The organism is Pseudomonas frederiksbergensis (assembly GCF_003732275.1).
In the GTDB taxonomy this organism is placed as follows: Bacteria; Pseudomonadota; Gammaproteobacteria; order Pseudomonadales; family Pseudomonadaceae; genus Aquipseudomonas; species Aquipseudomonas frederiksbergensis_H.
In genome coordinates this window covers 53,405-66,786 of sequence record NZ_MOBM01000006.1, presented here as the reverse complement: position 1 = coordinate 66,786, position 13,382 = coordinate 53,405, and the positions used below count along the sequence as shown (strand labels likewise).

The 13,382-nt window shown below is 59.3% G+C and carries 12 protein-coding genes; 6 read left to right on the top strand and 6 right to left on the bottom strand.

The window, feature by feature from the left end:
* Positions 1-24 precede the first annotated feature (24 nt).
* Genes BK662_RS04185 through BK662_RS04170 form a run of 4 tightly spaced genes read left to right on the top strand, consistent with a single transcriptional unit; the run spans position 25 to position 3,536 of the window.
* A complete protein-coding gene (locus BK662_RS04185) occupies positions 25-1,173 on the top strand; it encodes an ABC transporter permease (protein ID WP_032830765.1) in 1,149 nt (382 codons plus the stop codon).
* Complete coding sequence (locus tag BK662_RS04180) at positions 1,170-1,973, top strand: ABC transporter ATP-binding protein (RefSeq protein WP_063342006.1); 804 nt, start codon at positions 1,170-1,172, stop codon at positions 1,971-1,973. The genes BK662_RS04185 and BK662_RS04180 overlap by 4 nt, the downstream gene beginning before the upstream one ends.
* Position 1,974: 1 nt before the next feature.
* Positions 1,975-2,913, top strand: coding sequence for an MlaD family protein (locus tag BK662_RS04175; RefSeq protein ID WP_123356967.1), 939 nt, complete (start codon positions 1,975-1,977; stop codon positions 2,911-2,913).
* Complete coding sequence (locus tag BK662_RS04170; protein ID WP_123356965.1) at positions 2,910-3,536, top strand: ABC-type transport auxiliary lipoprotein family protein; 627 nt, start codon at positions 2,910-2,912, stop codon at positions 3,534-3,536. The genes BK662_RS04175 and BK662_RS04170 overlap by 4 nt, the downstream gene beginning before the upstream one ends.
* A gap of 118 nt (positions 3,537-3,654) precedes the next feature.
* On the opposite strand, the gene BK662_RS04165 is transcribed toward BK662_RS04170, so the two are convergent.
* From BK662_RS04165 to BK662_RS04135, 5 genes are all read right to left on the bottom strand, one after another.
* A complete protein-coding gene (locus BK662_RS04165; protein WP_123356963.1) occupies positions 3,655-4,884 on the bottom strand; it encodes a spore maturation protein in 1,230 nt (409 codons plus the stop codon).
* A 204-nt stretch (positions 4,885-5,088) separates the two neighbouring features.
* The gene (gene gltP / locus BK662_RS04155; RefSeq protein ID WP_123356961.1) at positions 5,089-6,420 is read right to left on the bottom strand and encodes a glutamate/aspartate:proton symporter GltP; all 1,332 of its coding nucleotides are present in this window, start codon (positions 6,418-6,420) and stop codon (positions 5,089-5,091) included.
* Positions 6,421-7,104: 684 nt separating this feature from the next.
* Positions 7,105-7,569, bottom strand: a complete 465-nt coding sequence (locus tag BK662_RS04145; protein WP_123356959.1) for an inhibitor of vertebrate lysozyme family protein — start codon at positions 7,567-7,569, stop codon at positions 7,105-7,107.
* A 2-nt stretch (positions 7,570-7,571) separates the two neighbouring features.
* A complete protein-coding gene (locus BK662_RS04140) occupies positions 7,572-7,736 on the bottom strand; it encodes a DUF1328 domain-containing protein (protein WP_003177151.1) in 165 nt (54 codons plus the stop codon).
* Between the two features lie 82 nt (positions 7,737-7,818).
* Positions 7,819-8,103 carry a hypothetical protein gene (locus BK662_RS04135; protein ID WP_123356957.1) on the bottom strand — a complete coding sequence of 95 codons (285 nt, stop codon included), beginning with the start codon at positions 8,101-8,103 and terminating at the stop codon, positions 7,819-7,821.
* A 435-nt stretch (positions 8,104-8,538) separates the two neighbouring features.
* Here BK662_RS04135 and algB point away from each other — a divergent pair, with 435 nt between their 5' ends.
* Entirely contained in the window at positions 8,539-9,885 is a 1,347-nt protein-coding gene (gene algB / locus BK662_RS04130; protein ID WP_123356955.1) for a sigma-54-dependent response regulator transcription factor AlgB, read from the top strand.
* Between the two features lie 10 nt (positions 9,886-9,895).
* Entirely contained in the window at positions 9,896-11,686 is a 1,791-nt protein-coding gene (locus BK662_RS04125; protein WP_123356953.1) for an ATP-binding protein, read from the top strand.
* A 12-nt stretch (positions 11,687-11,698) separates the two neighbouring features.
* Here BK662_RS04125 and BK662_RS04120 read toward each other — a convergent pair whose 3' ends face one another.
* Entirely contained in the window at positions 11,699-13,315 is a 1,617-nt protein-coding gene (locus BK662_RS04120; RefSeq protein WP_123356951.1) for an EAL domain-containing protein, read from the bottom strand.
* Between the last annotated feature and the right edge of the window lie 67 nt (positions 13,316-13,382).

The following is a 13,382-nucleotide window of genomic DNA, read 5'->3' as shown; positions in this document are numbered from 1 at the left end:
AATAGCCGAACAAGCACGGAGCTTATGACCAGCAGCACAATGCCCGGTAGTGCCCGACTGGACACCTCGCATAGCCCTGCCCTGTTGCGGGTCACGGGTGACTGGACGCTCGCCCATTACGCCGATCTCAGCCGCCTGAGCGAAAAGCTCCGTGGCCAATACGACAACAACACCCACATCGATCTCAATGGCCTCGGCGCGCTCGATACGGCGGGTGCGTCATTGCTGGTGGAGTTGCTGGGGGCCGAGCGTCTGGGCAAATCTGCCGAACATCCCGACTGCACCCTTTCCTCCGCTGATCGCGCCTTGTTGCAGACGGTGTACTGCTCGCTCACCGATTTCTGTGTGCCGATCAAAGAACCGGAAATCAGCGTCGGCATTCAACTGCTGACCCGCATCGGCCGCGCGGTCGACGCGGTCTGGCAGGACACGTTGCAGCTGTTGGGTTTCGTCGGCCTGATCCTGGAAACCATCGCTCGCGGGTTGTTTCGGCCCAAGCGCTGGCGCCTCACGCCGATGGTCGCTCACATTGAACAGACCGGCCTCGACGCCGCGCCCATCGTCGCCCTGCTGACCTTTCTGGTGGGCGCTGTGGTGGCGTTTCTCGGGGCGACGGTGCTGGCGAGTTTTGGCGCGAGCATTTTCACCGTGGACCTGGTGGCGTTTTCTTTTCTGCGGGAGTTCGGCGTATTGCTCACGGCGATCCTGATGGCCGGCCGCACCGCCAGCGCGTTCACCGCGCAGATCGGTTCGATGAAAGCCAATGAAGAAATCGACGCGATCCGCACCCTCGGCCTCGACCCGATGGAGTTGCTGGTAGTACCCCGCGTCCTGGCGTTGCTGGTGGCGTTGCCGATGTTGACCTTTCTGGCGATGGTGTCAGGGATTGTCGGCGGTGGCGTAGTCTGCGCGCTGTCGCTGGATATCTCGCCGGCGATGTTCCTGTCACTGCTGCAATCGGACATCGGCGTTCAGCACTTTCTGGTGGGGATCGTCAAAGCGCCGATTTTTGCGTTCCTGATTGCCGCCATCGGCTGCCTCGAAGGCTTCAAGGTCAGCGGCAGCGCCGAGTCCGTCGGCGCGCACACCACGTCCAGTGTGGTGCAGTCGATCTTCGTGGTGATCGTGCTCGACGCCGTGGCTGCGTTGTTTTTCATGGAGATGGACTGGTGAGTCGTTTACCCCGAGCGCCTTCAGAGGCGGTGATTGAAGTCCGTGGGCTGTGCAATCGCTTCGGCCGCCAGAGCGTGCATGAGAACCTCGACCTGGACTTGTACAAGGGCGAGATTCTGGCGGTGGTCGGCGGTTCCGGCAGCGGCAAATCGGTGCTGCTGCGCAGCATTGTCGGCCTGCGTCAGCCCAGCGAAGGGCTGGTGAAGGTCTTCGGCAAGAACTTGCCGAGCCTGTCGGAACACGAGCGCTCGCTGGTCGAGCGACGGTTCGGAGTGTTGTTCCAGAAAGGTGCCTTGTTCTCTTCGCTCACGGTGACCGAGAACGTCGCCCTGCCCCTGATTGAACACGCCGGCCTGAGCCGTGCCGACGCCGAGCACCTAGCGGCAGTGAAAATGGCGTTGGCCGGGCTGCCGTTGTCGGCGGCCGACAAATACCCTGCTTCACTGTCCGGCGGCATGATCAAGCGCGCAGCCCTGGCCCGAGCACTGGCGCTGGACCCGGACATCCTGTTTCTCGACGAGCCCACCGCCGGTCTAGACCCGATTGGCGCCGCGGGTTTCGATCAACTGATCCTGACCCTGCGCGATGCCTTGGGCCTGAGTGTGTTTCTGGTGACCCACGACCTCGACACGCTCTACACCATCACCGACCGGGTGGCGGTGCTGGCGCAGAAAAAAGTGCTGGTGGCGGACGCCATCGACAAGGTGTCGGAAACCGATGATGCGTGGATTCACGAATACTTCCATGGCCCTCGCGGCCGCGCGGCGCTGACGGCCGCTAACCAGCTCAACGAGGTCTGACATGGAAACCCGAGCCCATCACGTATTGATCGGCCTGTTCACCGTCATAGTGGTGGCAGGCGCCCTGCTCTTCGGTCTGTGGCTGGCCAAGTCCAGCGTCGATACCGAATTCAAGGATTACGAAATCGTCTTCAACGAGGCGGTCAGCGGCCTGTCCAAGGGCAGCGCCGTGCAGTACAGCGGGATCAAGGTCGGCGACGTGGTGATGCTGCGTCTGGACCCGAACGATCCGCGCCGGGTGTTGGCGCGGATTCGCCTGGGCGGAGACACTCCGATCAAGGAAGACACCCAGGCCAAACTGGCGCTGACCGGGATCACCGGGACTTCGATCATCCAGCTCAGCGGCGGCACGCCACAAAGTCCGACCCTCAAGGGTAAGGACGGTGATTTGCCGACAATCGTTGCATCGCCCTCGCCCATTGCCCGGTTGATGGATGACAGTAGTGATCTGATGGCGGGCGTGAACGTGTTGATGAACAACGCCAATCAGTTGTTTTCCTCGGAGAACGTCGCGCGTATCAGCAGCACCCTGGAAAACCTGGAGCAAACCACCGGCACCATAGCCGATCAGCGCGGCGATATTCGTCAGGCGATGCAGCAACTGGCTTCGGTTGGCAAGCAGGCCAGCGCCACCCTGGAACAGACCACCGCGTTGATGCGCAACGCCAACGGCCTGCTCAACGATCAAGGCAAGCAGATGTTCGGCAGTGCCGAGCAAGCGATGAAATCCCTGGAACAAAGCAGCGCGACCATCAATACATTGCTCTCTGCCAATCAGGATTCCCTCAACAGCGGCATGCAGGGCCTCAATGGCCTGGCACCGGCGGTGCGTGAACTGCGCGATACCTTGAGTTCGCTGCGGACCATTTCCCAGCGGCTTGAGGCCAACCCCAGCGGTTACCTGCTGGGCAGTGACAAAAACAAGGAGTTCACGCCATGAAGCTGGCTCATCTCGCCCTCCTCGCCGGTTTTGCGTTGGTCGCTTCCTGTTCGATTTTCCCCAAGGCCGAGCCGTCCGATGTCTATCGACTGCCGTCGGCACAGCGCGACGCATCGGCCCAACACGGCACGCCGCAGCGCTGGTCGTTGCGGCTGGCCAAGCCTCAGACCAGCGAAGCCTTGAACAACCCGAAAATCGCGGTGATACCTCAAGGTGACCTGATCAGCAGCTACAAGGCTTCACGCTGGAGCGATCCGGCACCGGTGCTATTGCGCAATCGTCTGCTCGATGGTTTCCAGCGTGACGGTCGCGTGCCCTTGCTCAGCACCGATGACAGTAATTTCCAGGCAGACCTGGAACTGGGCGGCAACCTGCAAGCGTTCCAGACCGAGTACCAAGGCACGGCGGCGAGCGTGGTCGTGCGCCTGGATGCGTTGCTGGTGCGTGGGTATGACCAACGAATCCTCGCCAGCAGACGCTTTGAAGTGCGTCAGCCGTTGAGCGATGTAAAGGTGCCGGCGGTGGTGACCGGTTTTGGCTTGGCCAGCGACCAATTGACGGCGCAGGTGGTGGCTTGGGCGATTGAACAAGGTCAGAAAGTCGCGCCACCGCTGAGGCCTTGAAGACCTACACACATCAATGTGGGAGCGAGCCTGCTCGCGATGGCGGTTTAACAGCCAACAGAATTGTTGAATGTGCCAACCTCATCGCGAGCAGGTTCGCTCCCACAGGGTTCTTGGTTTAGCCGAAGAACCAGTAACAAACCCCGATCGCGCCAAGCACCCCCGCCAACTCCGCCAGCAATGCACACCCCACCGCATGCCGTGCGCGTTGAATGCCCACCGCGCCAAAGTACACCGCCAACACATAGAAGGTCGTTTCGGTACTGCCCTGGACAGTCGCCGCCACCAGCGCCGGGAAGCTGTCGACTCCGGAGGTCTTCATGGTTTCGATCAGCATTGCCCGTGCGGCGCTGCCGGAGAAGGGTTTGACCATGGCCGTCGGCAGCGCATCGACGAAGCGCGTGTCCCAACCGGCCCACTCCACCAGATGACGAATCCCGTCCAGACCGAAATCCAGCGCTCCGGATGCTCGCAGCACGCCCACGGCACAGAGCATCGCCACCAGATACGGCAGCAGGTTCTTGGCCACGTCGAAGCCTTCTTTGGCGCCCTCGATGAACGCCTCGTAGACCTTCACTTTGCGTAATGCGCCGATCACCAGAAACAGCATGATCAGCCCGAACAGCGTCAGGTTGCCGAGGATCGATGACAGGCTCGCCAGAGCGGTCGCCGAGAGCGTCGCCAGCAGCGCCATGAACGCGCCGAGGGCCAAGGCACCGGGTATGAGGTAAGCGAGCACCACCGGGTCCCATAGGCGCAGACGCTGCATGAACGCCACCGACAACAGGCCGACCAGGGTCGAACAACTGGTCGCGAGCAGGATCGGCAGGAACACCAGGGTCGGATCGGGCGCGCCTTGCTGGGCGCGGTACATGAAGATCGTCACCGGCAGCAGGGTCAGGGAAGAGGCGTTAAGTACCAGAAAGAGGATCTGCGCATTGCTGGCAATCGTGTCGCTGGGGTTGAGGTCCTGCAACGCACGCATGGCCTTGAGACCGATCGGCGTGGCGGCGTTGTCCAGGCCCAGGCCATTGGCGGCGAAGTTGAGTGTGATCAAGCCGATGGCCGGATGCCCGGGCGGCACTTCCGGCATCAGGCGCAGGAACAGAGGGCCCAGCGCCTTGGCCAGCCATTCGACGATCCCGGCCTTTTCGGCGATCCGCAGAAAACCCAGCCAGAGGGTGAGGGTGCCGAACAGCAGTACCATCACCTCGACCGACAATTTGGCCATGGCGAAAATGCTCTCCACCATCGCCGCAAAGATCCCGGTGTTACCGCCGATCAGCCACTGCGCCAGCGCCGATACGGCCGCCACGATGAAGAAGCCAAGCCACAGGCCATTAAGCATCAGTCAAATCCCCCGGAAGATGCGGCGAATAATAGCGGGGTAGTCAGAAACGACAAACCCCGGATTTCTCCGGGGTTTGTTTGGTACTGCCAGCAAAAGACCAATGTGGGAGCGGGCTTGCTCGCGAAGGGGCCGGAACATTCAACATCTCTGTTGACGGATCCACCGCTTTCGCGAGCAAGCCCGCTCCCGCAGGGTTATGCGTCAGTTGCTGGAGATTTCGCCAACCGGCAGCTTTTCCTTGCTGCGCCAGTGCGGCAGGGAGTTCCAGTAGCGCTGGCCCTTGGCGTCGTCGTACATACCTTCCCAACGCGAGATGACCAGCACGGCCAAGGCGTTGCCGATTACGTTCAGTGCGGTACGGGCCATGTCCATGATGCGGTCGACACCGGCGATGAACGCCAAACCTTCCAGCGGAATGCCGACGCTACCCAAAGTAGCCAGCAGTACCACGAAGGACACACCCGGTACGCCGGCGATGCCTTTGGAGGTGACCATCAGTGTCAGTACCAACAGCAATTGCTGGCTGATCGACAGGTCGATGCCGTAGAGCTGGGCAATGAAGATCGCCGCGATGCTCTGGTACAGGGTCGAACCGTCGAGGTTGAACGAGTAGCCGGTCGGCACCACGAAACTGCAAATGGCTTTCGGCGCGCCGTAGGCTTCCATCTTCTCGATCACGCGCGGCAGCACGGTTTCGGAACTGGCGGTGGAGTAGGCCAGTACCAGCTCATCCTTGAAGATGCGCATCAGCTTGATCACCGAGAAGCCGAACAGGCGAGCGATCAGGCCCAGCACTACGAAGGCGAAGAAGGCGACAGCGAAGTAAACCAGAACAACCAGTTTGGCCAGCGGCAGCAGGGAGGCGAAGCCAAAGTTGGCCACGGTCACGGCGATCAATGCGAACACGCCGATCGGGGCGTAGTTCATGATCATGTGGGTGACCTTGAACATGCTTTCCGATACGCCCTGGAACATCTTCACCAGCGGTTCGCGCAGGTCCGATTGCAGGCTCGACAGACCGAGACCGAACAACACGGAGAAGAAGATGATCGGCAGCATCTCGCCGCGCGCCATGGCCGCAAAGATGTTCGACGGGATCAGGTTGAGGATGGTCTGGACGAACGCGTGTTCATGCTGAACCTCGGCGGCAGTGGCCTGGTACTTGGAGATATCCACCGTACCCAGGGTGCTCATGTCGATGCCGGTGCCCGGATGGACCACGTTGGCCAGCACCAGACCGACCAGAATGGCGATTGTGGTGACGATCTCGAAGTAAAGAATGGTCTTCAGACCGATACGCCCGAGTTTTTTCGCATCCCCTACGCCAGCGATGCCGACGACCAGCGAGGAAATCACGATCGGGATCACGATCATCTTGATCAGACGGATAAAGATATCGCCTGCCGGTTGCAGGATATTGGTAATCCACCAGGCTTTTTCGGCACTGAAATGGTTGAGCACTGCACCAATTGCTATCCCCAGAACCAGACCGATGAGGATCTGCCAGGCGAGGCTAAGCTTTGCCTTCTTCATATCTTTACCCTTACTTGCGTTTGACTCAGGCCGATGCATGAACTGAAACGCCCAGTGGCGAACAAGTCTTGCATCGGCCCCCGTATAAGGTCCCCGCGAGCGAGCATTTACAGCTCTCAGGCAGCGAAAAAGGCGCAACTATTCCGATGCCGGGAAGCGCCGTCTAATGCCGTAAACGCCTACCCTATGCCGAATCGGCATGAGATTTTCTAACGGAAGCCTGCGTCCCAAGCGGTTCGAAGGTGACATTTCGGCGGGCATAAGTGCCGTGAGCCGGCCATTTCAGCGCAGGTCGATGTTTTTTAAACAGACGCAAATTTAGGAAAAAGCCTACGTTGGGCTGCGAATTCTCTTTCAGGGAAAGTCGGAGCTTTCTCGATATACGGTCACGAAGAAACACCGCGAAACGGTTTTGCGGGGAATATGCAGCAAGAACAGATGAGCTGAATGCTCTAGATCAACGTTTTGCACGTTGAAGCTCTCCGCAAGTCCGTCAAGCCGCTTGGCCCCGGCGAACTTGCGTCGCAGCTTTACCTGACCCGGCCCGTGAGCAGGTACTCCCTGTACCCGTAGGTCACTCCGACCCTGAAACAGTCAGAACGTCCCGACCCCTTGGTCATGCGTCTACCGTCCTCGGGTAGCGCAATGGAAAGAAACGCTGTGGCCTCTTTCGTGTTTCGAAACTCAGTACCAATTCGGATCTTTCTTCAGTTGTTCCATCAATAACTTCTGCATGCCTTCGTCCGGTTTTCCCAGGAAGCGGTAGTCGGCATGTCGTGTGGGCGACTTGTCGGCCGGCAGGCCTGCTGGCACTTCGACGAGCATGGCGTAGGCATCCTTTTTGTCGAAGCTGAATGCCACGATCAAGCGTCTGTTCAGACACGTCTGTCGAGTTTCGCAGAGCGGCCCGACCACATACTTGTCGCCATCCTCTTCGACAGCATTCATCTGCTCGGCATCGCCGGACAGGTTCATCACCCATTCCGGCAGGCGTTCCTCTTTCTTCACAACGCCTTGCCAGGTTTCCCGGTACTGCGGGTCTGCAGTGAGCAATTCATTGGCCCGCATCTGGCCATCATTGGCCGCCATTGCCATGGCACAGCCGCCCAGAAGCAGGGCGGCTGCCACTATCTTTAACGAAATGCTCATGGTCAGCCTCGACCGCGGCGGCCAAAGAAGAAGGAAGCAATGAACATCACCAGGAATACGACAAAGAGAATCTTGGCGATACCCGTGGCGGTGCCCGCGATACCACCGAAGCCCAGTACTGCAGCGATGATGGCAATGATCAAGAATGTGATTGCCCAGCTCAACATGGTGATTCTCCTTACGCTTTCTGTTTAAAGGTGTTGCTTGTGCTGCTTTTCCCGGCGCGTCGAGCGCGCCAAGTTGGTTTGCTTAAAACACCCAACGTTCCTGAGGCGTCTCATCCACAGGCTGGGCCTGGTCGACATCCATCATTCGCATCGAGTCGCTGTCAGTCAGGCTGCTGCTGACGGCGCTGAAGTGGGTTTGGGGAGTGTGTGGAATCGACAGGTGCGGCGTCTCTGGCTGCTGACTCTGTTCCCAACGCAAGTACTGTTGGCCGCCAATCAAGGTGATCAATAGCGCCAGCAGGGCAAACAAGCCTTGCTGGACAAGCAATGGCGAGATACGCAATTGGGCGGCACCTTGGCGATTCATCCTGAAGTTCCTCCCACACTGGGTAGTTTGGCGGGCGCTGGTTCATTAAATGCCCTGGTTACCAGACTCCTGCAGCCTGCATGCCACCTTTTTTGTCAGAATTAATTCTATTTAAATCAATGTGTTAAGTGATTTGTGGAAATCGGTTTGGACGCATCCTGCACGATGGCCCATTCAAGGCCGTGCGTAATGCACGATGAACCCGCCGAAACTTTCAATATTTTTGGAATTGAGGGAAGGGCGCAGATGTCAGAAAGGGACGCAGGCAAGCGCGGAAGAACGGTTTATTAATAAAAAACCAGATAAATCAGTTGGTTATCTTGTTACCAAGTAGATAGCTCCGCTGATTTGGCGGAAATCGGCCACAATCAATCATGCAACTTGCCCGATTTTTCCGGGCCTAACCAAAATCAACAATTAAAGGAGCGCAGGAACATGGAATCAGCCACTGAGCATCAAGGCCGCATTCTGCTGGTGGATGATGAATCCGCCATCCTTCGAACCTTTCGCTATTGCCTCGAAGATGAAGGCTACAGCGTGGCTACCGCGACCAGCGCTGCTCAGGCCGAAGCCTTGTTGCAGCGCCAGGTTTTCGATCTGTGCTTCCTCGATTTGCGCCTGGGTGAAGACAATGGGCTCGATGTGCTGGCCCAGATGCGCATCCAGGCGCCGTGGATGCGGGTGGTGATCGTGACCGCTCACTCGGCCGTGGACACTGCCGTGGATGCGATTCAAGCCGGTGCCGCCGACTACCTGGTCAAACCTTGCAGCCCCGACCAATTGCGTCTGGCCACTGCCAAACAGCTGGAAGTACGCCAACTCTCGGCGCGCCTGGAAGCCCTCGAAGGTGAAGTGCGCAAACCCAAAGAGGGACTGGACTCCCACAGTCCGGCCATGAAAGTGGTGCTCGAAACCGCACGCCAGGTCGCCAGTACTGACGCCAATATCCTGATTCTCGGCGAATCCGGCACCGGTAAAGGTGAACTGTCACAGGCCATCCACGGCTGGAGCAAACGCCAGAAGAAATCCTGCGTCACCATCAACTGCCCATCCCTGACTGCCGAGTTGATGGACAGCGAGCTTTTCGGCCACAGCCGGGGCGCATTCACCGGTGCCAGCGAAAGCACCTTGGGTCGTGTCAATCAGGCCGATGGCGGAACGTTGTTTCTCGACGAGATCGGCGATTTTCCCCTGACCTTGCAGCCAAAGTTGCTACGTTTCATTCAGGATAAGGAATACGAACGCGTGGGCGACCCGGTGACCCGTCGCGCCGACGTGCGAATCCTCGCAGCCACTAACCTCAACCTGGAAGACATGGTTCGCGAGGGCCGTTTTCGTGAAGACTTGCTCTATCGCTTGAACGTCATCACGTTGCACCTGCCGCCGCTTCGTGAGCGCAGGGAAGACATTCTGAACCTGGCAGACCGTTTCCTGGCGCGCTTCGTCAAGGAATACTCGCGTCCGGCCCGGTGTTTCAGCGACGAGGCCCGCGAAGCGCTGCTCAGCTACCGCTGGCCGGGCAACATTCGCGAGCTGCGCAACGTGGTGGAGCGCGCGAGCATTATTTGTCCGCAGGAGCGGGTCGAACTCAGCCACTTGGGCATGGCCGAGGCCCCGGCCAACCACACGCCGCGCATTGGTGCTGCGTTGAGCCTGGATGAGTTGGAGAAAGCTCACATCGGCGCGGTCCTCGCCACGGCCGACACGCTGGATCAGGCAGCCAAGACCCTGGGCATCGATGCCTCGACCCTGTACCGCAAACGCAAGCAGTACAACCTGTGAGTCGTAATCGATGAAACTGGCGATGACGTTGCGCACCCGGCTGTTTCTGAGTATTTCCGCGCTGATTACGGTGGCGCTGCTTGGGCTCTTGCTCGGGCTGGTCAGCGTGATGCAGATGGCAGGGACCCAGGAAGCCCTCATCCGTGACAACTTCGTCACGCTGGATCTGGGATTGAAGCTGCGTCAGACCCTGGGTGATCAACTGATCATCGTGCTCGGCGAGAACCCTGACCCTGCGGCGTTCGAGGCCTCCAGGCAACACTCCCTCGAATTGCTTGACGAAGGCATTGCTCGCGAACCGTCTGGCGAGAGTGCCCAGTATGGTTTCAAAAGGGCCAAGGCTGATTATCAGAGCTTGCTGCAGGCCTTTGATCTTTCCCGCGCTCCGGTACAGGTAGTCAATGATGACGGGGATCTCACGGAAAAATTCAACGCGTTGCGTAACGGTTTGATCTCTGAACAGAAGCGCGCACTGGATAACATCACTGAGATCGAGCGCGAGTCCCGGGAGCGGGCACTGTTGATTGCCGGTCTGCTTGGGTTGGTCGGGGTGGCAGTGTTGTTCATCGGATTCATTACCGCCCATGCGATCGCCCGGCGGTTCGGGGCTCCGATTGAGGCTCTGGTGCAGGCAGCTGACAATATCGGCCAGGGCAATTTCGAAGTGACCCTGCCGATTTCTTCCGCGGTGGAACTGAACCAGTTGACCCGGCGGTTCGGAATCATGGCTGAGGCCCTGCGTGAGCACCAGGCGACCAATATCGACGAGCTGCTCGCCGGTCAGCAACGTTTGCAAGCGGTGCTCGACAGCATCGACGACGGTTTGCTGATTATCGATCGTCAAGGTCATCTCGAGCACCTCAACCCAGTGGCTCAGCGCCAGTTAGGCTGGGACACCGAGCGTCTCGGTCAAGGGCTGGGTACGGCGCTCGAGCGTCCCGAACTGGATGAACAACTGCAACTGGTGTTGCGCGGCGGCACTCTGGAGCGAGCGCCGGACGATCTGAGTATCGAGGTCGATGGTGAGTCGCGATTGCTGACGTATAGCCTGACGCCAGTCAGCCATACCCAGGGTCATATTCTCGGCGCGGTGATGGTATTGCATGACGTCACCGAACAGCGTGCCTTCGAACGGGTACGCAGCGAGTTCGTCTTGCGCGCCTCCCATGAGTTGCGCACACCGGTTACCGGGATGCACATGGCATTCGGCCTGTTCCGCGAGCGGACGCATTTTTCCGCAGACTCCCGCGAAGCCGACCTTCTGGACACGGTCAACGAAGAAATGCAGCGCCTGATGCAGTTGATCAACGACCTGCTGAATTTCTCTCGCTATCAAAACGGCCTGCAAAAACTCACGCTGGCACCGTGCTCCATCGAAGACTTGCTGGATCAGGCCCAGACACGTTTTGCCGGCTCGGCGCAGGAGAAGGGCATTGAGCTGCTGGTGGAAGTGCAGGGCCCGTTGCCGCGGCTGCAAGCCGATCAGGCGCAACTGGAACGGGTGCTCGACAACTTGATCGACAACGCCTTGCGCCATACTTCCCACGATGGACTGATCCGTTTGCAGGCCCGGCGCCATGGAGAGCGGATGATTATCAGTGTCGAGGACAACGGCGAAGGCATTGCCTACGGCCAGCAGGGACGGATTTTCGAGCCCTTTGTCCAGGTCGGCCGCAAAAAGGGCGGTGCCGGGCTTGGTCTGGCGCTGTGCAAGGAAATCGTGCAACTGCATGGCGGGCGGATGGGTGTCTATTCGCGGCCGGGGCAGGGGACCCAGTTCTACATGGCGCTGGCGATATAAGCCGGAGCCATCTCAGGCTTCGTCATCCAGACGTCGCGTGGTCAGTCGGCGGCCACGGGTAATCAGTTCGATGAACTGCACGGCGCTCAGTGCATGGGCGAACAGCCAGCCCTGACCAAACTTCACTCCCTCGCTGCTGAGAAGCACCGCTTGAGCTTCATGTTCGATGCCTTCTGCAATCACCTTGAGTTGTAGGGCCTGAGCCATGCGAATGATGTGCGGTGCTACGCCGCTGCTGGCGGCATCATGGCCCAGTGCGTCGATAAACGCCTTGTCGATTTTCAGGCAGTCCACCGGTAGGGTTTGCAGGTAGGCGAGGCTGCAATAGCCGGTGCCAAAGTCGTCGATCAGCACCTGATGCCCGACATCCCGCAGGGCTTGCAGGTTTTCTCTGGCCACCACCACATCCACCAATCCGCGCTCGGTCACCTCGAAGGCAATCTGCCTGGCCGCGACCCGGTGCATACTCAGCAGACGCGCTATCACCTGACCGATACGCGGCACCATGACATCGCAGGCCGCCAGGTTGACCGAAATGTACAGCTGCGGATTGGACCGCAACAGTTGCCCGAGCTGTTCCAGCAGGCGCTGCAATACGAAGTCGGTCATCTGGCGGATCTGGCCGGTATTCTCCGCCATTGGAATGAACAGGTCAGGACTGGTCAACGTGCCGTCCGGCCTTCGCCAGCGCAGTAGGGCTTCGGCGCCGACGCAGTTGCGACTGTCGAGGTCGAAGATCGGTTGATACAACACCTGTAGCTCGCCTCGCCGTATGGCGCCTTGCAGTTCGGCATCCAGCGACTGACGCTGGCGTACCAGCAAAAACACCAGAATGCCGACACAGGCACTCAGCGCCAGGCTGGCTGGCAGTAGCCACCACCATACCGCCGGCACATGCATCCCGGTGCGCGGTGTGATCAGTACCAGTTGGTATTCAGGGGCGTTAGTAGGCATTCGGTAAATCAGGCGGGTATGGGTGATTTGTAACGCATCGGGGCTTTTCGGGGGCCAGGGTTCCGCGGGGGGCCAGGGCTGCGCGACACCGAGTACCGGAATCGCCCGGGTACCGTGATCGAGCACCACCAACAGGCTGCTCCCCGGAGACAGATCGACCATGTCGGTCAAATGCCCGCGCGACGTCGCCACCCGGAAGTTGCCACGCCCAAGCATCAATGCGGCGCGGTTCTCATCGGGTTCGGTGGTGGTGTTCAGCCAATAGCTGTAGGTGGGGCCCGTGATGTCCGGCGGTCGGATCAGCGACAGCCCCTCCTGGCGGGGGCGGTTGGAGCAGGTCCGCGAAGTGTCCATATAAGCGGCTTCATAAACGAAGCGGTAATTGAAGCTGACCTGCTGCAGGGTGGCGATCATTTCGTCATCGCAACCTCGCAGCGGTTGGGCTTCCAGGTCATCGAGGCTTTCGCGCAACTGCCCGAACAGCTGCTCCAGGCGGACCAGGAAGCGTTCTCCCTGGGCATTCATTTCCTGGCTTTCGTTGTGCTCGACTTGATTCATCGCCACGAACAAACTGCCGACCGTTAGCAGCGTTGCGCTCAAGGCAGTAGCCAGCATCGCCAAAAACCAAGGGCGATAGAACCAGCTATGCAGTCTCTCTCGAGCAGCAGGCATCATGGAATATCCGAAGAATTACCAATGAGTTATAGCTGCTGATTTGGAAAAAGCGCTTACCGTCGGGCGG

Coding starts and splice junctions, on each gene's coding strand:
- BK662_RS04140 (WP_003177151.1), bottom strand. CDS start 7,736: ATGTTGAGCTGGGCAATCACATTCTTGATCATTGCCATCATCGCTGCA.
- algB (WP_123356955.1), top strand. CDS start 8,539: ATGGAATCAGCCACTGAGCATCAAGGCCGCATTCTGCTGGTGGATGAT.
- BK662_RS04165 (WP_123356963.1), bottom strand. CDS start 4,884: ATGCTTAATGGCCTGTGGCTTGGCTTCTTCATCGTGGCGGCCGTATCG.
- gltP (WP_123356961.1), bottom strand. CDS start 6,420: ATGAAGAAGGCAAAGCTTAGCCTCGCCTGGCAGATCCTCATCGGTCTG.
- BK662_RS04170 (WP_123356965.1), top strand. CDS start 2,910: ATGAAGCTGGCTCATCTCGCCCTCCTCGCCGGTTTTGCGTTGGTCGCT.
- BK662_RS04120 (WP_123356951.1), bottom strand. CDS start 13,315: ATGATGCCTGCTGCTCGAGAGAGACTGCATAGCTGGTTCTATCGCCCT.
- BK662_RS04185 (WP_032830765.1), top strand. CDS start 25: ATGACCAGCAGCACAATGCCCGGTAGTGCCCGACTGGACACCTCGCAT.
- BK662_RS04125 (WP_123356953.1), top strand. CDS start 9,896: ATGAAACTGGCGATGACGTTGCGCACCCGGCTGTTTCTGAGTATTTCC.
- BK662_RS04145 (WP_123356959.1), bottom strand. CDS start 7,569: ATGAGCATTTCGTTAAAGATAGTGGCAGCCGCCCTGCTTCTGGGCGGC.
- BK662_RS04135 (WP_123356957.1), bottom strand. CDS start 8,103: ATGAATCGCCAAGGTGCCGCCCAATTGCGTATCTCGCCATTGCTTGTC.
- BK662_RS04175 (WP_123356967.1), top strand. CDS start 1,975: ATGGAAACCCGAGCCCATCACGTATTGATCGGCCTGTTCACCGTCATA.